We start from the raw sequence: 21,938 nt of genomic DNA, 5'->3' as shown, positions 1-21,938 counted from the left end.
CCACGCTAGCGTCTATATCCGCGTCGCCCGCATCGGTACAGTAGGCAGTGCACGCATCGTCTCCGGTGTGTAGCGAGAGAGTTGGCCCCGGCTGGCAACAGCCGGGGCTTTTTTTATCGACGCGCGTCATGCGCCGGCCGCTCATTGCGCGCCGCGATTAGCACGACGATTCGCGCGGCGAGAGGGCGGCTGCGGTATAGTCGCGGCAACCAACAAATCGTCTCTTCGCTTTTCTGGAGCATATCGTGCAGGAAATCATCGAAGGTTTGATCCGCTTTCAACGCGAGGTCTTTCCGCAACAAAGCGCGCTGTTCAAGCGTTTGTCGACCGCGCAGAGTCCCAGCACGTTGTTCGTCACCTGTTCGGATAGCCGCGTGGTGCCCGAGCTGCTGACGCAGACCGAGCCCGGCTCGCTGTTCGTGATCCGCAATGCGGGCAACATCGTGCCGTCGTACGGGCCGGAGCCGGGCGGCGTGTCGGCGACCGTCGAATATGCGGTGAAAGTGCTGAACGTCACCGACATCGTGATCTGCGGCCACTCGAACTGCGGCGCGATGACCGCGATCTCCACCTGCACGAATCTCGAACACATGCCGGCGGTCCAGAGCTGGCTGCGTCACGCGGATGCCGCCAAGGCGATCAATGCGTCGCGTCATTACTGCTCCGATGCGGAGCGGCTCGCCGCGCTGGTGCAGGACAACGTGATCGCACAGCTCGGCAACATCCGCACGCATCCGTCGGTCGCGGTCGGGCTGGTGAACAAAACGCTGCGCCTGCATGGCTGGATCTTCAATATCGAAAGCGGCGAGATGTCCGCGCTCGACGGCCAGACCGGTAAGTTTTTGCCGCTCGCGGACAATCCGGAAATTTATGCCGTCTAACGGCTGAGGCTGACGGCCGGCGCAGGTAAAAAGCGCTTTTCAGACACGCAATAAAAAAACGCGGCGCACCGAATAATTCGGGCGCCGCGTTTTCTTTTTGCCGGCCGTTCTTACATGGCCGGCGCCTGCTATCAGTTCGTCGTCACCAGCGAATCGGACGGCACGATCCGCAGCGAAGTCGGGCCGCTCGCCGACGGGTTCGACCACAGCAGATGCATGCTCGCCGCGCCGGTGCCGTGCACGTATTCGACCTTGATCGTCGAGCGCTGATTCGCGCTGAACTTCACCTTCGCGGACGCGCTGCCTTGCGTCGTCGAGGTCTTGTCGATCACCTTGTTGCCGTCGATCCACACCCGCGCAACGTTGTCGCTATTGACCGTGAACGTGTAGTTGCCGTTCTCGCTCGCCTGGATCGCCCCGGTCCAGCGCACCCCGTAGTTGGTTGCGTTGACGCCGGCCGACGCGTCAGGCGAATCGGTGCCGCGCTCGGTGTTCAGATCGAAGTCGATCATCGGCGTGATCGACGTCTTCACCGGCGCCGCCGCGAAGGTCGGGTCGTTGTAGTACGCGACCTGCAGCACCGGCAGCTTGACGTCGAAGCCGCCCGTCAGCGCCTGCACTTCCGAGGTCTGCCACGGGTGGCCGTCCGGGTAGATGGTGCCCTGGAACGGCGTGGCCGGTTCGACGGTAGCCGGCGCATCCGGCACCTGGCCCCAGTGGAAGCGCGTATTGGTGCGCCCGATCATCAACTCCCACACGACGAAGCCAGTGCTGCCGCCATAGTTCGCGACGATCCCGGGCATCGTTTGACCCGCGGTGCCGGTAAAGCCGCGTTGCAGCGTTTCCGAGTTCAGCGCGCTGATGCTGCTGCCGTTCGCCGGACCGGTGTACGGGTTGTTGTACGGATGGAATGCATAGAAGTCCGAAAAGTACGTGCCTTCGTCTTCCTGCACCTGCGGCGCGTTGATCGGCTGCGTCGCACCCGCGTTCAGGATCGCGATGCGCGCATCGTTCATCAGCACCGCGCGGGTGTTCTGCAGCGAGCCGTTACCGCTGCAACCCGGCTCGTTCATCGTCTCCCAGAAGATGATGCGCGAGTCGTTGCGATGCGGCGCGACGAAGTCGGTGATGTAGCTCGCGAGGCTCTGCTTGTAGGTGATCGCCGAGTTCGCGGCGCTCGGCTGGAAGTACGCCTGCTCGACCGGCGTGCCCGGCGACTGCACCCAGCGGCTGTTATGCACGCCCCACACCGGCGCGGCCTGCGGGCCGTACTGCGGATTCGCGTCCCAGCAGTCGTCGTAGAAGATCGGCGAGACCTTGATGCCGTGACGCGCGGCGATCGTCAGCAGGTTCTCGAACTTGCTCAGGAATGCGACGCGATCGTTGGCCCACGTCAGGTAGTGCAGATACACGGCGATCGTGTTCATCCCGTAGGTCTGCGCGTAGGTCAGCTCGCGGTTGACGATCTCGGGGTCGTAGTTCTGCCAGAAGTCGATCGCGTTGACCGCGTTGGACGGCACGTAGACCGCGCCGACCACCTTCGAGAAGTCGTAGGCGGGCGAGGTGACGGTCGGATAGGTGCTGATCTTGATGTTGCTGAACGACGCGCCGACGCCGAAACGGCGCAGCCCGAAGCTGCCTTTCTGGAACGCCGCGGGCAGTGCATTGGTCGCGTCGTTGACGCTGATCACGCGCGTGCCGTCGAGGTCGACGAGGATCGCGTTGCCGCTCGTCGTCACCTTCAGGTGATGGGTGCTGCCGCCGACCACCGACGCGACCGGGTACTGGATGAAGTTGGTCCAGTTGTTGTTCTGACGGCCGACCACGACCGTGTGCGTGCCGGTGTCGAGGCCGATGAAGTAGCCGGTCAGGCTGTCCGGACCGCCGGCGGTCGGATTGGTGGTGCGCACGATAAAGCCCGCGTTGGCCGCGCCGGTGCCGACCGGATCGCTGACCGTCACGTCCGCCTCGTACGATGCGCTCGCGTAGCTGCTGGCCATCGCGACGGCCTTGTCGCCGGCGCCGGTGCCGTTGGCGGGCGGCGCATCGATCGCGATCGTCGCGGGGCTCGCGCCCGCGTGCCAGGTGCTGGCCGAACCGGGGGCGAGGTACGGCGTGAAGTCGCCGAATTGCAGCGTGGTGGTCGCGGTCGGCGCGGGCGCGGCCGGCGGCGTGTAGGGCGCGAGGTTCAGCGTCGGATCGGCGATCACGACCGCCGGGGTGGTCGTTTTCATCCCGACCGGCAGCGGCCCGGCGTGCTTGAACTCGTTTTTCACATCGGCCGCGTCGGCGCTCGACGCCGATGAAGCGGCGGTCGCATCGACCGCATTGACCTGCTTGTTCGCGGACGCGACCGGGTTCGACCCGTCGTTGCCGCCACACGCGCTCAGCATCGCGAGCGTCGCCAGCACAAAGTAATTACGCACCTTTATCTCCTGAGGTCCCCGCTTAATTGATGGTCATAATTATTATTAAAAGCGCATAGCGCCGACCGCTTTGAGGGCGTGTCGGTGAGGCAAAGAAATCGCTATGAATAATATTATTAGTTGGCGCGCGCAGTATCGGTGAATACCCGGACTGTTGGGGCGACGCGAACTGAAGCGGTTCGGCGGGACGGGTCCGTTTTTTGCGAAGTGGTTTTCGCGCGCCGTCAGTTTCGGACACACCCACGGCCGCAACCGACGATTCGTCGTTTGATACGCATAAAGCGAAAACTGGCGGCGGGAGATCGGTCAGACTTGGCGTGGAAGGTTGCAGCTTGCACGCCGGCTCAGGAGAGGGGGAGTCAGTCTTGTACAGCGAACAAAGAATGGCGGTGCTTACCGGTCTCGTGGTCGGTGCGTTGGCGCTGGGCGCGTACGTTACGCAGTCCGACGGCGGCTGGCTGTCGGGCGACGAGTTGCGGATCCTGTCCGGTGACAGCATCCGGGGCACCGCCGCGTCCGGCCGTGTGCTCAGCCTCGACGACGCCACCGAGCACACGCACGTGCAGCGCAGGAGCACGCTGCGCAGCGATGTGAGCGCGATCAATCCGTTGGAGCCGGTCGAGCCGCGCGTGGACGCCGAGCCGTTGCAGGCGCCGCCGGAGACCGGGCTCGCGCAGCGCTCGGCCGGCTCGCTGCAAGCGCCGGCCGTGAAGAGCGCGCCGTCGCGCGATAGCCGCGCGGCGCTGCGCGAACAGGTCAAACGCGCAGCGAGCTTTCCGAAGCGGCCGCCGCGCGCCGCGCCGCCGTCCGGGCCGGTATCGGGGCTCAGCCAGGCGTGGCTGCTGAACGATCGTCAGCGGCTCCATCCCGTGTACGCGAACAATCGGCCGAAGACCCGCGCCGAGGTCGTCGCCGAACTGGCGCGCGCCCGCAAGGACGGCACCATGCCGGCGTTCGGCAATCCGAATCCGAGCCCCGGCGGGATGCCCGGCCAGTCGATTTACGACCATCCGTGAACGCGCCTAGCGCAGCGCCGCCGCGAGCCGCGCGAAGGTGGCGTCGTCGGTGCGTTCGAACGCGAGCGGCGTGACCGCCACCCGGCCCGCCGCGATCGCCGAGGTTTCGCTGTCGGGATCGTCCGCGCGGGCGCCGCGTTGAAACCTCAACCAGTGATAGTCGATCCCGCGCGGGTCCACCAGCGGCTCCACGTCGATTCCCTCGACCAGCCCGACTCCTTGCCGCGTGAGTGTGAGCGGGCCGGCGGCGGCCGCGTCGACGTCGGGGAAATTGATGTTCAGACAGGTCGGCGCCGCGTGCTCGATCGCCAGCAACTGCCGGATCACGCCGGGCGCGAGCGTGCGCGCGGTGTCCCAGCGCACCTGTTCGCGGTCGCGAAAGGCCTGGCTCAGCGCGAACGACGGCAGCCCGAGCAGCAGCCCCGTCATCGCCGCGCCGACGGTGCCCGAGAACATCGTTTCGACGCCGAGATTGGCGCCGCGATTGACGCCCGACAGCACCAGCGAAGGCGGCGCGTCGCGCATCAGGTGGCGCACCCCCATCACCACGCAATCGCCGGGCGTGCCGCTCACGCCGAAGCGGCGCTCGCCCTTGCGGCTCACGCGCAGCGGCGAGTGCAGGCTGACCGAATGCGAGGTGCCGCTCTGGTCGTGCTCGGGCGCGACCACCCAGACTTCGTGCGCAATTTGCGCGGCGACGGCTTCGAGCACGGCGAGGCCGGGCGCGTCGATACCGTCGTCGTTGGTCAGCAGCACGCGCGGCAGTTTGGATTCGGCAGCGGACATCGCGTCAATCTCCTTTCGTGTGAGTGGCAAGCGGGAAGTGAAAAGTTGGACGCTCATTATCGGGCTTTCGCCCGGCGCGGGTAGGATGGCGGTGCAGTCTGCCGTTCGCCGTTCGCGCCCCTCCTTACCGGACTCGCCGCCATGCAGATAGACCCGTTTGAGATTGCCATCGCCGATCGCGAGCTCGACGATTTGCGCCGCCGCCTGCGCACGACCCGCTGGGCACCCGCCACGCCCGCGCCCGCGTGGCAGCAGGGCGCCGATCCCGGCTGGCTGCGTGAGCTCGCGACCTATTGGGCCGAACAGTTCGACTGGCGCGAAGCCGAACGCAGGCTGAACCAGTTGCCGCAATTTCTCGCCGACGTGAACGGCCAGACCGTGCACTTCGTGCATCGGCGCGGCACCGGCAACGTGCCGGGATTCAAACCTTATCCGCTGGTGATCACGCATGGCTGGCCCGGCTCGTTCTGCGAGTTTCGCGCGCTGCTCGACCAGTTGTGCGACCCGGCCGCGTTCGGCGCCGATCCCGCCGATGCGTTCGACGTCGTCACGCCGTCGCTGCCGGGCTTCACGTTTTCGCCGGCGCCCGCGCAAGCGGGGATGTCCGCGTTTCAGGTCGCGGATTTGTGGGCGGCGCTGATGCGCGGCCTCGGCTACCGGCAGTTCGGCGCGCAGGGCGGCGATCTCGGCGCGGGCGTATCGATCGCGTTGGCCGCGCGTCATCCGCATGCGGTCGACGGCGTGCATCTGAACTTCCTGCCGAGTTCGTACGAGCCGGCAATCGATGCGGGCCGCGAGCCGCTGACCCAGGCCGAACACGACTATCTGCGCGAAAAGAACGACTGGGCCGCGCTTGAAGGCGGCTACGCGCATCTGCACGGCACCAAACCGTTGACCGTCGCCGCCGCGCTGAACGATTCGCCGCTCGGGCTCGCCGCATGGATCGGCGAGAAGTTTCGCGCATGGAGCGATTGCGGCGGCGAGGTCGAAAGCGTGTTCACGAAGGACGAGCTGCTCACCAATATTTCGTTGTACTGGTTTACGCAGTGCATCGGTCCGGCGATGCAGATGTACTGGGAGAACCGTCTGCAGCCGATGCGTTTCGCCGCCGGCCAGCGAATCGATACGCCGCTCGGTTTCGCGCGCTTTCCGCACGAGATCAATCATCCGCCGCGCAGCTGGCTCGAACGGACCTTCAACGTCGTGCAATGGAGCGAGATGGCGGAGGGCGGCCACTTCGCGGCGCTGGAACAGCCCGCGTTGCTGGCCGCCGAGATTCGCAGGTTCTTCAGGCCGTTGCGGGCGAAAACTGTGTGAGCCGCGGGCTGAGTAGCTCAGTGATCCGGCGTGCGGCGCCCGGGGTGAAGTAGCTTCGGGCGAGCACCGCTGCGTGCAAAAAAATGCCTACAGGTACGCCAAAATATGTATCAGCGATGGTTGCGATTTGATAAATGTCAAATCGAAGGCTGAGCGCCGGCGCGGTCGAAAACGCTTCGCAAGATGCCGCCATCCCAATAGCGAAACCAAAGATTAAATATCGTCAGAACGTGTGGAAGGCTCGACAACGCCACGTATGATCGATTCGTCATTCGTTATACAGCGGGCCGTTGTCGGCCTGTGCGCCACCCCCCACGAGCTGCTCCCTGCCGAGAGTCCCGCCGCGAGGCGGACTGAACACGAGATCGGGGACCACCGCAACGACGCGGCAGGCAAGCGGCTTCGGCGCGCAGCAGGAGATGCAAAAATGCAGAAAGTGAAGGCCTACCCGAGGCGCGTGATCTATTTCACGCGCGACCCGGCTCCGCAATTGCTCGCGGATATCCAGCAACGAGATTGGGCAGTCGAGGTTATCGACTCGTTGCACAACGTGCGTCACGCGGTGCAGGACGGAGCGCCGGCCGGCGGTCTCGTCGATCTCGCCAGCGTGCTCGAATCGCACGATGCCCACGCGTTGCAGTCGTGCCTCGCGCTGCCGAACGTCGGTTGGGTTGCGATGGCCGAAACCCCGCAACTCGACGACCCCACCACGCGCCGATTGGTGCGCGACTACTGCTTCGATTACGTGACGCTGCCCGCGGCCAATACGCGGATCGTCGATACCGTCGGTCACGCGTGCGGGATGATCGCGCTCGGCGAGCCCACGTTTCTCGATGCGTCGAGCGCCGAAGGCGAAATGATCGGCACCTGCGATGCGATGCTCGCGTTGTTCCGCTCCATTCACAAGGTCGCGGCGACCGATGCGCCGGTGTTCATCTCCGGCGAGTCGGGCACCGGCAAGGAACTGACGGCGGCGGCGATTCACGCGCGCTCGGCGCGCCGCAAAGCGCCGTTCGTCGCGATCAATTGCGGCGCGATTCCGCCGGCGTTGTTGCAGTCGGAGCTGTTCGGTCATGAGCGCGGCGCGTTTACCGGCGCGAACCAGCGGCGCGTCGGCCGTGTCGAGAGCGCGCACGGCGGCACGCTGTTTCTCGATGAAATCGGCGATCTGCCGTACGAGAGCCAGGCGAGTCTGCTGCGCTTCCTGCAGGAAAACACCATCGACCGGCTCGGCGGCCAGGGCTCGATCGCGGTCGACGTGCGGATCATCTGCGCGACCCACGTCGATATCGAGGCCGCGATCGAAGCAGGGCGCTTCCGCTCCGACCTGTACCACCGGCTGTGCGTGCTGCGCATCGACGAGCCGCCGCTGCGCGCGCGCGGCAAGGACATCGAACTGCTCGCGCTGTACGTGCTCGAACGCTATCGCAAGGATGCGAGCCGGCGCCTGTACGGCTTCTCGCCCGACGCGATCATGGCGATGCACGGCTACGACTGGCCGGGCAACGTGCGCGAGCTGATCAACCGGGTGCGGCGCGCGATCGTGATGTCGGAAGGACGCTCGATCACCGCCGACGATCTCGAACTGTCCGCGTATGCGCGCACGTCCAGCGCGACGCTCGCACAGGCGCGCGAAACCGCCGAGCGCCAGGCTATCGAACTCGCGCTGTTGCGGCATCGCGGACGCTCGGCCGATGCCGCGCGCGAACTCGGTATTTCGCGCGCGACGCTGTACCGGCTGATCGCCGCGCACGGGATGCGTTACGGCGAAGAGAGCGAAGTGCAGCATTGAGGCTGCGCTAAATGCTGCATCGATTGCGGCGCTAAAGCGGCGCTGATCCAGCGCCGCTTCCCCAGCGGTTGTTCCTTCCTTCTACGTGGCTTTGCGCAGCCGCGTTCTTCCCCCCGCTCGCGAAAAAGACCTTGACCTCGGCGACCTGGCGTCTATAGTTCACCGCATGGTGAAGTATCCAGTCAGCCAACTCGACCGAACCTTTGCCGCGTTGATGGACCCGACGCGGCGGGCGATCCTCGCGCGTCTCGAACGCGAGCCAGGACTGTCGATCAGCGAACTCGCGCGGCCGTTGCCGGTGAAGCTGCCGGCGGTGATGAAACATCTCGACGTGTTGAGCGAGGCCGGGCTGATCGCGCGCACGAAGAGCGGTCGCACCGTGTCGGTCGAACTCGTGGCCGCGCCGATGGCCGAGGCGATGGCGTGGCTCAGGCGCTACGAGCGCTTCTGGTCTGCGAGTCTGGACCGGCTGACCGATCTTGTCGAAGGAGCGGACGAATGATCGAGCACAAACCCAGTCTGACGATCGTGCGGCAGTTGAAGGCGCCGCCTGCGCGAATCTACGCGGCGTGGACGCGGCCCGAACTGATGGCGCGCTGGTGGGGACCGGACGGCGGTCCGGTGCTCAGCGCCGAGGCCGATCCGCGCGTGGGTGGGCGCTTTCGTGTGGTGTTCCAGACGCTGGACGGCGAAACGCACGACTGTCGTGGCGAATACCGCGAGGTCGAGCGCGATCGCAAGCTGGTGTTCACGTGGCAGTGGGTCACGCTGCCGGAGCGGCAGTCGCTGGTGACGATCGTGTTGCGCGCAATCGACGGCGGCACCGAGCTGAACTTCACGCACGCGCAGTTCTTCGACGAAGCCGCGCGCGACGGCCACCGGATCGGCTGGAGCGGTGCGTTCGATAAGCTCGACGCGCTGCTTGGCGAGCTGGCGAGCGAGACCGGTTGAGCGGTGCCGCGCGCTTCGCTTCCTTCCATCCACACCGAGGTCTACATGAAGCTCTATTACGCCGAAACGCTCGCACCGCGCAAAGCCTGTGCGGTGGCCGGATATTTAGGCTTGCCAATCGACTACGTCTTCGTCGATCTGCGCCGCGGCGAACACACGCAGCCCGCTTATCTGGCGATCAATCCGAACGGCAAGGTGCCGGTGCTGGTCGACGGCGAGCGCAAGCTGTGGGAAGCCGACGCGATCATCTGCCATCTCGCGCAGCGCGCCGACTCGCCGCTGTGGCCGCGCGATGCCGGAGAGCAGGTCGACGTGGTGCGCTGGATGAGCTGGAACAGCCAGCATCTGTACCGGCATGCGGGTGCGCTTTACTTCGAACACCTGATCAAGAAGTGGGTCGGGCTCGGCGCGCCGGACGACGCGAAAGTCGCCGAATCGCAACGCTTCTTCCGCCAGCATGCGGCGGTGCTCGATCAGCATCTGAAGGGGCGCAGGTGGCTGCTTGGCAACGCGTTGTCGGTGGCGGATTTTTCGGTCGGCGTGACGCTGCCGTATGCGCAAAGCGCGGCGATGCCGCTCGATGAATTTCCCGAAGTACGCCGCTGGCACGATCAGCTGAACGAGTTCGACGCATGGCGCAAGCCGTTTCCCGAGCGCGCGGAGCAGGCTGCCGCGCACGCGTGACGGGACGCGCGGCGTCGGCGGGATTGCAGTATCGTGGGCGTTTCCTGAACTGCTGGTGGCGCGAGCGCGTGGCGCCCTCGAGTTATGACACTGCGATCGAATCCCGAAAGCCGGCGCCGGTTTCTGCGCGGCGCGCTGGGCGTGCCGGTTTCGCTTGCGTTGCCGCCGCTGCTGCATGGCGCGGCGGCGCGCGCCGAAACGCTGCCCGATCTCACCGCTTTGCCGAAGATGAACCAGCGCGTGATCCCCGCGAGCGGCGAGCGTCTGCCGGTGATCGGCTGCGGCACCTGGCGCACGTTCGATGTCGGCGACGACCCGAACGATCGCGCGCGACTCGCCGACGTGCTGCGCGTGCTGTTCGCGGCGGGCGGCTCGGTGATCGATTCGTCGCCGATGTACGGCTCGTCCGAAGCGGTCGCGGGCGCGTTGCTCACGCAGCTCGACGCGCATCGCCGCGCGTTCGTCGCGACCAAGGTCTGGACCGAAGGGCGCGAGGCCGGTATCGCGCAGATGGAGCAGTCGTTCGAGCGCTTCCAGCAGGCGCGTATCGATCTGATGCAGATCCATAACCTGCTCGACTGGCGCACGCAGATCGCGACGTTGCGCGCGTGGAAGGCGCAGGGCCGGATTCGCTATATCGGCATCACGCACTACACGTCGAGCGCGTTCGACCAGGTCGCCGCCGTGATGCGCAGCGAAAAACCCGATTTCGTGCAGATCAATTACGCGGCCGACGACCGCGCCGCCGAGCAGCGCATTCTGCCGCTCGCGGCGGAGCTGGGGATCGGCGTGGTGATCAATCAGCCGTTCGGCGGCGGCGGGCTGCTCGCGCGCGTGATGAAAACGCCGTTGCCCGCGTGGGCGGCAGAGATCGAATGCACGAGCTGGGCGCAACTGCTGCTGAAATTCGTGCTCGCGCATCCGGCGGTGACGGTCGTGATTCCGGGCACCGGGCGGCCGCAATATATGGCGGACAACGTGCGCGCCGGCTCGGGGCCGTTGCCGGATGCCGCGATGCGCGCACGGATCGTTGCGGCGGTGAAGGGCTGAGGCAGCGGCGGGTGACTCGGCTGACTCGGCTAACTCGGCTAACTCGGCTAACTCGGCTAACTCGGCTAACTCGGCTAACTCGGCGCGAGTCAGTTGTCCGCGCGCTAACCGTCGCCTTTCAATTAACCACCATCAACAACACGCACCGCGGCGCCAGGCTTGCCGGCCCGCGCGCGCAACACCACCTTACGCACTTCGCACTACCCGGGAATAAAACCCCCACGACATCAGTCATGCCTCACGAACCGGCTGCGGTTCTGCGAATTCCTATCGTGAGGTGGTCACCATGTCGTCACATCATTCATTCGATCCGGCGCGACGCGGCGCGCTGAAATGCCTTGCGTTCGGCGGTCTCGGCACCGTCTTCATGCTGTCGGGCGGCGTGCTCACGCCGGTCGAACTGGCGCTCGCCGCCGATGCGAAGAACACGGCGGCCGGCGTGCCGCTCTTCCTGCAGATCAGCGATTCCCACATCGGTTTCAACAAGGAAGCGAATCCCGACGTCGCCGCCACGCTGCAGCAAACGATCGATCTGGTCAACGCGATGCCGGCCCGCCCGCCGCTCGCGATCCACACCGGCGACATCACGCATCTGTCCAAAGCGTCCGAATTCGATCTCGCCGCGCAATTGCTGGGCGGGCTCAAGATCCCCGAACTGCACACGGTGCCCGGCGAGCACGACGTCACCGACGGCCCCGGCACCGAATACTTCAAACGCTTCGGCAAGGCGTCGGAGAACCGCGGCTATTACAGCTTCGATCACCAGGGCGTGCACTTCGTCGGCCTCGTCAACGTGATGCATTTCAAGCCGAACGGCCTGGGCGGTCTCGGCGACGAGCAGCTCGAATGGCTCGAAAACGATCTGAAGGGACGCTCGTCGAGCACGCCGGTGGTGGTCTTCGCGCACATGCCGATGTGGACGATCTACGAACCGTGGGGCTGGGGCACCGGCGACGCCGGCCAGGCGATGAGTTATCTGAAGCGCTTCGGTTCGGTGACGGTGCTGAACGGCCATATCCATCAGATCGTCACGAAAGTGGAGGGCAACGTCACGTTCCATACCGCGCGTTCGACCGCGTATCCGCAGCCCGTCGCCGGTCAGGGCGAAGGCCCGGGGCCGCTGAAAGTCGCGAGCGACCAGTTGCCGAAGATGCTGGGCGTGACCAGCGTCAGCATCGCGCGTCATCCGCTGAAGGCGACGCTCGACGACACCACGCTTGCCTGAGCGCATGCGCTTTTTAAACGCTCTTGAGGAGATCCGCGATGTTATTCAATCTGATAAGCCGCGCGCTGCCGGTGGCGCTGGGGAGTCTTGCGATTCTGGCCATGTCGGCGGCGGCTGGGGTCGCGCAGACCACGATGTCGATGCCGATGCCCGCGCATGCGCAAACCGTGGCGGACACGCCGAACGCGATCACGATCAAGAACTTCATGTTCACGCCGATGGCGCTGACCATCAAGGCCGGCACCACGGTGACATGGAAGAACCTGGACGGCGAGCCGCATACGGTCGTCAACGATGCCGGCATGTTCCGCTCGGCCGCGCTGGATCAGAACGACACGTATCAGTTCAAATTCGATAAGCCGGGGGTGTACAAGATTTTTTGCGGCATTCATCCGAATATGAAGGCGACTATTACCGTGCAGTGATCCGATGGGCGCACGGCGGATGAGCACGCGGCGCCCAAGGGCTAAAAATCGGTGCGCTGATATGGTTTGATACCCGCAACAGCCACGTTCTTGCAGGTCACCTTGATATCAAGCCCAATGCTCGGCATCAGATCGAAGCCTACTAGTCCGCCCGGCGCAGCGAATAGATTGATGTCGGCAATTGCGGCATCTTCAAGCATCACGTTTACGTCGATCTCCGAATTTCGGATATCCAGGAGGTCAACGATGACCAGATAATCGGCTTTCCCTTTCTCGGGGGGAGCGCAATAGCGGCCATGCAATATTTCTAACTGAATGTCGAGAAGGTAGCGCATCTGTCCATGTGGCAACCGCTCACCTGTCGTACTTTCATGGCTGCGCCGGTTTCTCAGGAACCGAACGCTCACGACCGCCGAATCATGAAACGAAGGGTAATAGCCGAAGGCCTTAAGCAAAAGATCGTTGTTTTCGGCGAGTTCCCAACCCCACGTGCTGGATTCATTGACCACAGTATGACCTCTCATCAATCAAAGTTTATCGGCGACATCGGGAGGTGCGTGTCGTCTCTAATTCCACAATCGAAATTATGGCCATGAGGATCACCGTGGCTCGCGTGAAATTGCGCGCATATGTTGCCATGAGAATCAAAGTAGTCTACGTCCTGGCCATTGGGGTTTAGGCGATACCCGCCGGGCTTGTTGCCGGTCATCCTGACGCCGCGCGCTGCGATTTCGGTCGTAGCGCCGATTTCCGCGCTCGAACCATATTCGAACGGCTGCGCATCGCCGAGTAGTGTCGCGTTCGCGCCGTCACTGCCATTAAAACCAGGCCCCGCGCTGCCGAGTGCCACCCCCGACATTGCTCCGACCGCGCCAAGCCAATCAAACCCACCGTTGGATGGAACATATGGCGTGCGATCGATCATGCGTCCGTTTGCGTCGAGCGGTATGAACTGGCCGTCACGGAGGGCATAGACAGTCGGCTGCGGATCCGGCGCTCGCTTTGGCCAGCTCTGCGGCCCGTAGGGCCGGGCAACCCGTCGACTGCCGCGCCACGCGCGATTGATAGCCGGAACGAGGCGGCCATCGCGTACCGCATCGCGAAGAATGCGTGTCACGCCATCGCCATCGACGGGCGCGCTCAAGCCCGAGATGCGAAGGTGTTCGCTGATAAATGCCGCATAAGTGGCGAAGTCGCTACAGGAGCGGGCCGCGTGACGACAAGTGGAAACCCGGAAGAGCCGGTCGAAATCCTGCCGGTCCTGTTCGATCTGTTCCTCGCGTTCCTTGCGCACTCTCTGGCGCTCCTCATATGAGAGCTGCCAGCCGCGATCCACGTCCTCGACTTCGCAAGCCGGCACCAGCGAGCATTGCCAGTCGCTCGTGAGGGGCACGTGCAGCGCGTTATACGAACAACCCCATTCAGGAAACGACATGCTTCCTCCGCCTTGGTCTGGGGCGCTATGGAAGCATACAAACGACTGACAAACTGAAAAGGATCGTTAAGTGGTGAACCACGCTAGCGAGCAATCGATGCGCCTGGCTGGTGCTGCCGGATTTACCGCAAATGGCCCCGTCACGACGTCGGGTCTCGCGACCCGACTCCGGCAAGTTCAGTAACGGCATCGACAATAACCCCGTCGTAACCCATCAAGCCGTCACAACCCCCAACTTTCCGAAGCTAGTTCATCGATCTTCTGATGACGAGGCCAATCGACGTCGCCGTGTGTTCGGCCAGCCGCAGTTTAAGGTGAGGGTTGCCGATATACGGCGGCGCATCGACGTGAAAATCGAGCGGGTAATCGTTCGGGGCGATGATGATCGGCTGAACATCATGTCCGCGGGCGCGCAATCTCGATGCGAGATCTTCGATATCTCGCTTGCGATAGATGACGGTGGGTCCGCTCGTGAGCGTCTCGTCATTCGAAAGCAGGTTGTATTCGGTCGTGTGGACTGCAACGCCGCCCGGTTTCAGCGTTTTCTCCACGCTGTTGATCACGAACTGAATGCCGGCCTCGAGGTCTCCCAGATGCTCGAAACAGCAGGACGACCACGTGAAATCGAAGCCCGTCAGATCGTCCCGGATCGCCGTCATGTCGCAAAACTGGTGGGAGACACGCCTGTCGAATTCGGCGTCGTCAATGATTTCGCCGCAGCGCAGTTCTTCCAGCGCGTTGGAATGCTGTCCCGTTTCCGCCCAGCCGTTCGCGACACCAATTTCGGGAGGTGCATCGGTCGCAATGATGTCGCATCCGTAGCTGGCGAACAGAGCCGGTAGACGTTCCTGTCCAACGCCGAAACATAAGCCCCGCTTTCCGGCGGTCAGCATCCCTTGCTGTTCGAGGTGGTGAATAACGAATACCCATTCCCAAAGCTTTCGATGAAAATGCGGCGGGAATTTAATTCGCCTGCATATTTCCTCGTATTTGGGATGCATCAGATCGGATACCGAGCAGGTCGAATTTCGCATGAACGGGATGCCGGTATCAGCCGGTGCGTGCGGCGGAACGAAAATCCGCTGCCCGATCATGTCGGCAATCCGTTTGTCGAGATCGACGTTCCGGACCATTTCAGCAATTCTTTGGTCGAGATCGGCATGCAGGACGATCTGGTTTTTTTCGATCTGCAGCGAATCGATTTCTTTTTTCAGGTCGCTCGCCAGCTGTCTGAGTTGGACTACCTCGGCACGATCATTTTCGACGCGCTTGTCGATCGCGGCATTGATACGGAATTGCATTCGCTTCCAAATCGGTCTTCCGATGACTTTCAATGCCGCCTTCACCATTCCGGGTCTCCGTGGGATTGACGGTGGAAATATTACTTTAGGTGCACTAAATCGACAATCAGCCGCCGGTGGCGGGATTTTTATTTTTTCTGCTAATTGCCCTGCACTAAGCGTAATGCGAAACCCTCTCAAGCCGCATGCATATCACTCAACCGGCACAGCATGATCCCGTACCCGGTCAAATGACCGAGATACACACTGGTAAACACACTCGACGCCGGCAAATCCTCAGTCAACTGCCGCAAATCCTCCATCTGCAACGGCGGCGACGCGAGCGCTTCATGCTCGACCCGCAAATCCGCCGCCTCGGCCAGTTGCCGGTGCGTATTCACGAGGACCGCGAGGCGCGCGAGAAACGCTTCGCGCCAGCCCGCATCGAGCGCGGCGAACTGGTCGTGAAACGTGTCCATCGTTTCGAGGAAGTTGACCAGCGAATCGAAGGTCTCCTGATAAGCGGCGAACACCGGCAGCCGCACCTCGTTGCGTGCCAGATGCGGCGACACCCACGCCTGATCGAGGTCGTTCTTCAGCAGCTGATGCGCCTGCTTCAGGTTCGTGCTCAGCGCGCGCAGCTTCGCGGCGGCCGGTTTGATCTGCGCCTTGTCGAGTTTGCCTTCGGCCAGTTGCCCGACCACGCTGGTCGCCTGGTCATTGCCGTCGTTGACGAGCGTGTTCGCCCAGAAGCCGTGATCGGGCGGAAATGCGATCTGCTGCAACACGAAGCCGAGGAACATGCCGAGCACGACGCCGATCAGCCGCTGTTCGAGCAGCGGAAGGTGCTCGCCGGTGTACAGCACCAGCGTGATCGGCACCGTGATGCTGGTCATCTGGAACAGCGACGGCCGCAGCGCGACGATGCTGAAAATCACCACCGGCAACAGCGCCGCGCCGAGCCACAGATGCGGCGCGGTCAGCCAGATCAGCAGCGTGCCGATCGGCATCGCGACCACGTTCGAAAACACCCGTTTGTAGAAGTAGCTGCGGGCCGCCGAAATCGAGCTTCCGAGCGCCAGCGTCAGCATCGTCGAACCGGCCAGCGGCACCGCGGCGTCAGGATAGCCAAGCAGGTACGGAATGCCGAAACCGATCCACAGACCGAGCGTCAGCTTCGCGTATTTGGCGGTCTCCGACAGCGAAAAACGCGCGAGCGCACGGTGCCACGGTGTGAGAGGTTTGTGCAGATACACGTTGGACATGATTTTTGTGCTGACGATGACTGGGAAGCGCGCATCGCACGGCTTCGCGCGACGCGCGGACGTGACCTTACCACTAGCCGACGACAATTTCGGCAGCCGGCGCGGCGCCAACGCGACCGGCCCTTGCGCAGGCTACCCCGGGCGCGCGGGCTTCCCAACCTGTTTCAAGCGACCCGCCACATCGCTCTGGCGCATGCGGCCTGACAGGCGTAATTGTTGCTCACCACAGGGCGGCGTCGTTGGCGCATTTCGCCGAAAGCCCGTCGCATTGCGCGTGTCGGGCCGATGCGGGGCATCTCGCGGGTGGCTGCCATTGAAGCTTTTACCTGCGTTGCACGTTTTTTTCAGCCGATCCGGCGCGCGGCCGGGCGGGGCGTTTGAAACGGGAATCAGCCGGATGTGACAGAACCCTGGAGCGTGTGCGATGGCTACCGATCTCGACGATATTGAGCTGCGTCGTTCCACTGCGGAGAGCCCGGATTTCGATACGGACTTCTACGGATCGCGCGCGACGAGGCCAGCGCCGCCGCGCTTCGGGCGTCTCGCGTTGTGCATCGCGGCGGCCACGGCGCTGACCTTCGGCGTGATGGGCACGGTCGCCTACAGCGTCTGGTTCAATCACGACCAGCAGACCTATGCGGACGCGATCGCGAGTGCGCGCGCGGCACTCGGGTCATCGACCGCGGGGCAGGTGCGCGTGGCTACGCCGCCCGCGGTTGCGGCGGCGCAGCCCACGCCAAGCGCCGGAAACCTCGAACTCGCGGGCCGGCATGAAAACCGCACCGGGCGGGACGCGTGGGCCGGGCAGATCAGCCAGGATGCGCCGGGTACGACGGTATCCGACACCATGACCGAGCGCCCGGCCAATAACGCGGCTAATAACACTGCCGATAGTCGGCCCGATCAGGCCACAGGCCAACCCACCGACAGCACGCTCGCCGCCACGACTGACAACCCGCCCGACAGCCTCGCCAGCAACAGTACGAGCACCGCCGACACTACCGCTTACAACACGGCCACTAGTAGTTCCGACCCAGCCGACGCACCGACAGCCCTCGACCTCTACCCGCCGTCTCCGCTCAACCCGTCCGCCGCAAACGCCACAAACGCCGCAAACGTCGCCGCGGCACAACAACCGGCGAACGCGCGTCCGGCGAAGGACCCGCGACTCGCGCAGGAGCGGCGCGCGGCGCCGTCGAACGCGAAGCACTCGACCAATCTGTTTGCGCGGGTGGGCCAGTTCTTCCGCCGCGCGAGCTACCGTCAACATCACAGTGGCCGCCAGCAACAGGACATCTACTCGCATCCGTAAGCGCGCCAGCGGCGCGCCCGGCACTCCCGACGACGCCGCGCGCGCACGTTCCCCGGCCCGCGCGCGCCTGCCGGCATGGCTGATCCGGCCCGGTCCCACCAGCATCGCGGTGGTCGCGCTGGTGTGTCTGCAGATCGGCCTGCTGTATCTGGCGACCCAGGTCCGCATGGTGCTTTCCGACCAGTTGCGGCAGGAGTACGCGGCGCTCGTGCTCGACGCGGCCGCGCGCGCCGACAGCGCGCGCGAGCAGTGGGCGGTGTGGCAGCGCGTGCCCGCCGCGCTGGCCAGACACGACACGGAGTTCGCGAAGGGATACGGCGACGCGCGCGCCGAATACGCGCGACACTTCGCGTCGTTCGCCGCGCTCGTCAACGCGAGTCCGGCGCCGGCGCCGCATGTGCCGCGCGAGCTGATGGCCGCGGCCGCCGCGGGCGCGACGCCGCGCAGCGACACGGGCGCCGCCGCGCCCCCGCGCGAAAACGCAGGCCGAAGCGGAGCCGGGGGCGCAGACCGAAGGCCGTCCCCCGGCACGGGCCCACCTCCCAACCCGAGCCCCGCCCCAACCGCCGACGCCGCCATCGTGCTGCGCGGCGTCGCCGCCTACTGGCGCGCGCAACGCGATGCATCGAGCGCCGATCTACGTTTGCGCGTCACTCACGTCGCGCGCGTGCTGATCGCCCTAGCCGCGTTGCTGTTCCTGATGTTGTTCAGCGCGCTCGGCATGTACGCGAAGCGCAACCGGCAGCTGGTCGGCCAGTCGCACGAGTTCGAGCACGCGTCGCTGCACGATGCGCTGACCGGTCTGCCGAACCGCCGCAAGCTGCAGACCGCACTCGACGGCGCCGCCGGCGACGCGCCGGGCCCGCTCGCGGAAGCGCGGATGGCCGTGCTGTATGTCGATCTCGACGGCTTCAAGCAGGTCAACGATTCATACGGTCACCGGACGGGCGACGAATTCCTCGCCGCGGTATCGGCGCGCTTTCTCGCGTCGGTGCGCAAGACGGATCTGGTCGCGCGGATCGGCGGCGACGAATTCGCGGTGCTGGTGCCGGCGTTTTCGAGTCAGGGGGAACTGGCCGAGATCGCGCGCCGGCTGATCGCCTGCGTGATCGACACGGATGAGGAAATGGGTCTGGGGCTGGTGCGAGCGAGTATCGGCATCGCCAGTTTTCCCGACGATGTCGACGATCACCGGCGCCTGCTCGCGGTCGCCGATGCGGCGATGTACCAGGTCAAGCGCGGCGGCAAGAACGGCTATGCGTTCGCGACGCATGGCGGCCGGCAGGCGCCGGCGTGAGGCGAGGCGATGCGCAACTGAACGCGCTGCGGCGCGTTGGTGCAGGGGACCGGACTCGAGCCGGCAAGCGGACAGGCGGTTTTCAGGTCGAGCCGGATCGGGCGGTGCATCTCAATCTTCGTTCCGCCACTCCGTCAACCCCTCCCGCTCATTGACCTCGATAAACGACGGCAACGCGCGCAGCCGTTGAATATACGCGGCCAGATGCGGCCAGCCGCTCGTCGCCGGCCGCGGCATATTGCGGGTCCAGCGCAGCAGCACCAGCGCGAGCAGATCGGCGGTGCTGAGCCGCCCACCCACCAGATACTCGTGCCCGTCCGCGAAATGCGCATCGAGCCGCGCACACGCATTCTCGATGCGCCGGCACGCGAGCGCGCGGACGCCCTCGGCGCCGGCCGGATCGCCGTCGCTGGCCGCGTAGAACCAGTCGCGCATCGCCGGCAGCAGCGTGTTCGCGAGGAACACCATCCATTCGAACCACGCGCCGCGCTCGGCGGTGCCGGGCGCGGGCGCGAGACCGCTGTCCGGATGCCGCTCGGCGAGCAGCATCAGCAGCGCGGCCGACTCGTGCCGCGGCACGCCGTCGACCACCAGCGTCGGCACCCGCCCGGCCGGGTTCAGCCGCAGATACTCGGGGTCGCGCTGGCGGCCCGCGTCGATATCGGTGAGGCGGGCCTCGAACGGCACGCCCAGTTCGACCAGCATCCAGTGCACCGGCATGCTGGCCGCGCCAGGCGAGTAGTACAGAACGTAAGACATCGATGCGTTGTCCTCAATGCACCGACGCGTGGCTCTTCTGCTCGGCCGCGCGCGGCTGCGTGACCGCGCTGACGATCACGAACACGATCACGTTCACGAACAGCGCGAGGAAGCCGATGTTCACGTCCTTCAGCGGCTCCGGCAGGAACGGCATCAGCTGACCGACGCTCCAGTGCAGCATCGTGGTCAGCGCCACCACCACGACGCCGGCCAGGATCCCGCAGAACGCGCCTTGCTTGGTCGCGCGATTGTTCGGGAACAGGCTGCAGATCACCGCCGGGAACAGCTGAGTCACGAAGTTGTAGCCCATCAGCAGCAGCGCGACGATCGTCTCGCCGCCGTTCAGCGTGAAGCCGACCGCGACCAGCGCGACTACCGGCACCATCATCCGCGCGAGCGTCGCGACGGTCGCATCCGACGCGTTGCGATTGAGCATGCCGCGATAGACGTCGTTGGCGAGCAGCGTCGAGGCCGAGGTCAGGATCATCGAGCCAGGCACCAGCGCGGTCAGAATCCCGGCCGCGCCGATCACGCCGACGAACCACGGATCGAAGGTCTGCAGCGACAGGCGGAACAGCGCGAGGTCGATGTCCGCGCCTTTCAGGCCCGGCACCCGCAGCGTCGCCGCGAAGCCGACGAAGAACACGAACAGCAGAATCAGCTGATAGAGCGGCAGCACCGCGGCATTGCGACGGAAGATGCGCTCGTCCCGGGCGGTGAAGATCGAGCCGAACGTATGCGGCCACATGAAGAAGCCGAGCGCGGTCAGCAGCACCGTGGACTGGAACCAGATCACGCTGGAGCCGCGCGCCGGGAAGGTCAGGAAGCCGGGACGGGCGGTGTCGATCGCGCGGAACATTTCGCCGACGCTGCCGTAGTAGTGCAGCGGCAGATAGATGCCGAGGAACAGCACGATCGCGAGAATCAGCAGATCCTTGACCACCGAGTTCCACGCGGAGCCGCGCACGCCCGACACGATCACGTACGAGGTCACGACAACCGCGCCGATCCAGATCGCCGCGGTCGACGAGATCGCGCCGTACGACGCGGTCGCGACGATGATGCCGAGGCCCTTCAGCTGCAGCACCAGATACGGAATCAGCGCGGCCACGCCGACCAGCGCGACCAGCGTGCCGAGCGCGGGGCTGTCGTACTTGCGCGAGAAGAAGTGCGGTTGCGACACGAGGCGGTGCGATTTCGCGTAACGCCAGATCGGCGGCAGCATCCAGTACGACAGGATGTACGCGAGCGTGCCGTACGCGAGGATGTAGTAGACCGGCGCGCCCTTGCCGTACGCGAAGCCGCTGCCGCCGAGGAACGTGAAGGTCGTATAGATTTCGCCGGCCATCAGCAGGAACACGAACGCGGTGCCGAAGCTGCGGCCGCCGACGCTCCACTGCTCGAGGCTCATGTCATGGCCGCGTCTGGCGCGCACGCCGAGGAACAGCGCAAACAGCGTGACCGCCGCGATGATGATCAGTGCGCTCATGGGCGGACCTCCTCGCCGTCGACGGCGACATGACGATTGGACGGATCGAGCTTGTAGACGATGGCCATGATGATCGAGCTGAGGATCACCCACATCACGATCCAGGCCAGCACGAACGGCATGCCGAGCACCAGCGGCTCGACACGGTTGACAAACGCTATGCCGACCAGCATGCCGATGAACGGCAGTGCGGCGAGTACACGAAGCAACATGAGGGCAGCTCCTCGACTAGTAATCGTTTCGTAGGAATTGGTGTCGTGAAAGTCCGGCTTCGCGAAAGACTGTATGCCTGATACTCGCGCCCCGTAAAGTCGATCAAAATAAATGTCGGCTTAACGAAAGTTGCGTGTGCATCTTTTTGCGCGGATTGCTGCGCTGCAAGGCGGGGTACTGCGCGCGTCGCTCGCCCGAGGAGATTGCGCGCGATGCGGTTTTTTGCTGTGCGGCCGGCGCGGCGCGATATCATCTGCCAGCACTGCAGCATTTTCCGGACCGCGCGTGGCGCGCCGGCTTCAGCAACGCTCACTCGCGGACACATGGACACGTAA

General features: G+C 64.7%; 21 protein-coding genes. 12 read left to right on the top strand and 9 right to left on the bottom strand.

Annotated features, from left to right (window positions below):
- Positions 1-245 precede the first annotated feature (245 nt).
- Positions 246-881, top strand: a complete 636-nt coding sequence (locus BTH42_RS27310) for a carbonic anhydrase (RefSeq protein ID WP_075304288.1) — start codon at positions 246-248, stop codon at positions 879-881.
- Between the two features lie 131 nt (positions 882-1,012).
- Here BTH42_RS27310 and BTH42_RS27305 read toward each other — a convergent pair whose 3' ends face one another.
- Positions 1,013-3,307: a PA14 domain-containing protein gene (locus BTH42_RS27305; protein ID WP_256702326.1), complete on the bottom strand. Its 2,295-nt coding sequence runs from the start codon at positions 3,305-3,307 to the stop codon at positions 1,013-1,015.
- 383 nt (positions 3,308-3,690) lie between these two features.
- Between BTH42_RS27305 and BTH42_RS27300 the strand changes: the two genes are divergently transcribed.
- A complete protein-coding gene (locus BTH42_RS27300; RefSeq protein WP_075304287.1) occupies positions 3,691-4,323 on the top strand; it encodes a DUF4148 domain-containing protein in 633 nt (210 codons plus the stop codon).
- Between the two features lie 6 nt (positions 4,324-4,329).
- Here the strand turns inward: BTH42_RS27300 and surE are convergent, their stop codons facing one another.
- The gene (gene surE / locus BTH42_RS27295) at positions 4,330-5,109 is read right to left on the bottom strand and encodes a 5'/3'-nucleotidase SurE (RefSeq protein WP_075304286.1); all 780 of its coding nucleotides are present in this window, start codon (positions 5,107-5,109) and stop codon (positions 4,330-4,332) included.
- A gap of 141 nt (positions 5,110-5,250) precedes the next feature.
- Between surE and BTH42_RS27290 the strand changes: the two genes are divergently transcribed.
- The 8 genes from BTH42_RS27290 to BTH42_RS27255 all read left to right on the top strand — a co-directional run bounded on the left by BTH42_RS27290 (position 5,251) and on the right by BTH42_RS27255 (position 12,553).
- Positions 5,251-6,426: an epoxide hydrolase family protein gene (locus tag BTH42_RS27290; protein ID WP_075304285.1), complete on the top strand. Its 1,176-nt coding sequence runs from the start codon at positions 5,251-5,253 to the stop codon at positions 6,424-6,426.
- Between the two features lie 427 nt (positions 6,427-6,853).
- Positions 6,854-8,218, top strand: a complete 1,365-nt coding sequence (locus tag BTH42_RS27285) for a sigma-54 dependent transcriptional regulator (protein ID WP_075304284.1) — start codon at positions 6,854-6,856, stop codon at positions 8,216-8,218.
- Positions 8,219-8,384: 166 nt separating this feature from the next.
- Positions 8,385-8,720, top strand: coding sequence for a helix-turn-helix transcriptional regulator (locus BTH42_RS27280; protein WP_075304283.1), 336 nt, complete (start codon positions 8,385-8,387; stop codon positions 8,718-8,720).
- Positions 8,717-9,169, top strand: a complete 453-nt coding sequence (locus BTH42_RS27275; protein WP_075304282.1) for an SRPBCC domain-containing protein — start codon at positions 8,717-8,719, stop codon at positions 9,167-9,169. Before BTH42_RS27280 ends, BTH42_RS27275 begins: the two co-directional genes overlap by 4 nt.
- Positions 9,170-9,214: 45 nt before the next feature.
- Complete coding sequence (locus tag BTH42_RS27270) at positions 9,215-9,853, top strand: glutathione S-transferase family protein (RefSeq protein WP_075304281.1); 639 nt, start codon at positions 9,215-9,217, stop codon at positions 9,851-9,853.
- 84 nt (positions 9,854-9,937) lie between these two features.
- Positions 9,938-10,903: an aldo/keto reductase gene (locus BTH42_RS27265; RefSeq protein WP_075304280.1), complete on the top strand. Its 966-nt coding sequence runs from the start codon at positions 9,938-9,940 to the stop codon at positions 10,901-10,903.
- A 286-nt stretch (positions 10,904-11,189) separates the two neighbouring features.
- Complete coding sequence (locus BTH42_RS27260; protein ID WP_075304367.1) at positions 11,190-12,128, top strand: metallophosphoesterase; 939 nt, start codon at positions 11,190-11,192, stop codon at positions 12,126-12,128.
- A gap of 38 nt (positions 12,129-12,166) precedes the next feature.
- Positions 12,167-12,553, top strand: coding sequence for a cupredoxin family copper-binding protein (locus tag BTH42_RS27255; protein ID WP_083654939.1), 387 nt, complete (start codon positions 12,167-12,169; stop codon positions 12,551-12,553).
- 41 nt (positions 12,554-12,594) lie between these two features.
- Here BTH42_RS27255 and BTH42_RS27250 read toward each other — a convergent pair whose 3' ends face one another.
- The 4 genes from BTH42_RS27250 to BTH42_RS27235 form a co-directional block, all read right to left on the bottom strand.
- Complete coding sequence (locus BTH42_RS27250; RefSeq protein WP_256702325.1) at positions 12,595-13,062, bottom strand: immunity 50 family protein; 468 nt, start codon at positions 13,060-13,062, stop codon at positions 12,595-12,597.
- Positions 13,063-13,076: 14 nt separating this feature from the next.
- Complete coding sequence (locus BTH42_RS35645) at positions 13,077-13,988, bottom strand: hypothetical protein (RefSeq protein ID WP_178392249.1); 912 nt, start codon at positions 13,986-13,988, stop codon at positions 13,077-13,079.
- A gap of 245 nt (positions 13,989-14,233) precedes the next feature.
- Entirely contained in the window at positions 14,234-15,337 is a 1,104-nt protein-coding gene (locus tag BTH42_RS27240; protein WP_075304278.1) for a hypothetical protein, read from the bottom strand.
- A 128-nt stretch (positions 15,338-15,465) separates the two neighbouring features.
- Positions 15,466-16,533 carry an FUSC family protein gene (locus BTH42_RS27235; protein WP_075304365.1) on the bottom strand — a complete coding sequence of 356 codons (1,068 nt, stop codon included), beginning with the start codon at positions 16,531-16,533 and terminating at the stop codon, positions 15,466-15,468.
- Between the two features lie 424 nt (positions 16,534-16,957).
- Here BTH42_RS27235 and BTH42_RS27230 point away from each other — a divergent pair, with 424 nt between their 5' ends.
- The gene (locus tag BTH42_RS27230; protein ID WP_075304277.1) at positions 16,958-17,845 is read left to right on the top strand and encodes a hypothetical protein; all 888 of its coding nucleotides are present in this window, start codon (positions 16,958-16,960) and stop codon (positions 17,843-17,845) included.
- Positions 17,808-19,142 (top strand): diguanylate cyclase, encoded by a 1,335-nt coding sequence (locus tag BTH42_RS27225; RefSeq protein ID WP_256702324.1) that lies wholly within the window; start codon positions 17,808-17,810, stop codon positions 19,140-19,142. Before BTH42_RS27230 ends, BTH42_RS27225 begins: the two co-directional genes overlap by 38 nt.
- Before the next feature lie 111 nt (positions 19,143-19,253).
- Here BTH42_RS27225 and BTH42_RS27220 read toward each other — a convergent pair whose 3' ends face one another.
- From BTH42_RS27220 to BTH42_RS27210, 3 genes are read right to left on the bottom strand one after another with little or no spacing between them, the layout of a single operon-like run.
- Positions 19,254-19,901, bottom strand: coding sequence for a glutathione S-transferase family protein (locus BTH42_RS27220; protein ID WP_075304276.1), 648 nt, complete (start codon positions 19,899-19,901; stop codon positions 19,254-19,256).
- A gap of 13 nt (positions 19,902-19,914) precedes the next feature.
- Positions 19,915-21,390: a sodium:solute symporter gene (locus BTH42_RS27215; protein ID WP_075304275.1), complete on the bottom strand. Its 1,476-nt coding sequence runs from the start codon at positions 21,388-21,390 to the stop codon at positions 19,915-19,917.
- On the bottom strand, positions 21,387-21,602 hold the full coding sequence (locus BTH42_RS27210; RefSeq protein WP_075304274.1) for a DUF3311 domain-containing protein: 216 nt from the start codon (positions 21,600-21,602) through the stop codon (positions 21,387-21,389). Before BTH42_RS27210 ends, BTH42_RS27215 begins: the two co-directional genes overlap by 4 nt.
- Positions 21,603-21,938 lie beyond the last annotated feature (336 nt).

This window comes from Burkholderia sp. SRS-W-2-2016 (assembly GCF_001931485.1).
Lineage (GTDB): Bacteria > Pseudomonadota > Gammaproteobacteria > Burkholderiales > Burkholderiaceae > Paraburkholderia.
This window is presented reverse-complemented; position numbering and strand designations above follow the sequence as displayed.

Bases quoted from the DNA above. Each gene is read 5' to 3' on its own strand.
- BTH42_RS27300 (WP_075304287.1), top strand. From the start codon at position 3,691: ATGGCGGTGCTTACCGGTCTCGTGGTCGGTGCGTTGGCGCTGGGCGCG.
- surE (WP_075304286.1), bottom strand. From the start codon at position 5,109: ATGTCCGCTGCCGAATCCAAACTGCCGCGCGTGCTGCTGACCAACGAC.
- BTH42_RS27290 (WP_075304285.1), top strand. From the start codon at position 5,251: ATGCAGATAGACCCGTTTGAGATTGCCATCGCCGATCGCGAGCTCGAC.
- BTH42_RS27285 (WP_075304284.1), top strand. From the start codon at position 6,854: ATGCAGAAAGTGAAGGCCTACCCGAGGCGCGTGATCTATTTCACGCGC.
- BTH42_RS27280 (WP_075304283.1), top strand. From the start codon at position 8,385: ATGGTGAAGTATCCAGTCAGCCAACTCGACCGAACCTTTGCCGCGTTG.
- BTH42_RS27275 (WP_075304282.1), top strand. From the start codon at position 8,717: ATGATCGAGCACAAACCCAGTCTGACGATCGTGCGGCAGTTGAAGGCG.
- BTH42_RS27270 (WP_075304281.1), top strand. From the start codon at position 9,215: ATGAAGCTCTATTACGCCGAAACGCTCGCACCGCGCAAAGCCTGTGCG.
- BTH42_RS27265 (WP_075304280.1), top strand. From the start codon at position 9,938: ATGACACTGCGATCGAATCCCGAAAGCCGGCGCCGGTTTCTGCGCGGC.
- BTH42_RS27260 (WP_075304367.1), top strand. From the start codon at position 11,190: ATGTCGTCACATCATTCATTCGATCCGGCGCGACGCGGCGCGCTGAAA.
- BTH42_RS27255 (WP_083654939.1), top strand. From the start codon at position 12,167: ATGTTATTCAATCTGATAAGCCGCGCGCTGCCGGTGGCGCTGGGGAGT.
- BTH42_RS35645 (WP_178392249.1), bottom strand. From the start codon at position 13,988: ATGTCGTTTCCTGAATGGGGTTGTTCGTATAACGCGCTGCACGTGCCC.
- BTH42_RS27240 (WP_075304278.1), bottom strand. From the start codon at position 15,337: ATGGTGAAGGCGGCATTGAAAGTCATCGGAAGACCGATTTGGAAGCGA.
- BTH42_RS27235 (WP_075304365.1), bottom strand. From the start codon at position 16,533: ATGTCCAACGTGTATCTGCACAAACCTCTCACACCGTGGCACCGTGCG.
- BTH42_RS27230 (WP_075304277.1), top strand. From the start codon at position 16,958: ATGGCTACCGATCTCGACGATATTGAGCTGCGTCGTTCCACTGCGGAG.
- BTH42_RS27220 (WP_075304276.1), bottom strand. From the start codon at position 19,901: ATGTCTTACGTTCTGTACTACTCGCCTGGCGCGGCCAGCATGCCGGTG.
- BTH42_RS27215 (WP_075304275.1), bottom strand. From the start codon at position 21,390: ATGAGCGCACTGATCATCATCGCGGCGGTCACGCTGTTTGCGCTGTTC.
- BTH42_RS27210 (WP_075304274.1), bottom strand. From the start codon at position 21,602: ATGTTGCTTCGTGTACTCGCCGCACTGCCGTTCATCGGCATGCTGGTC.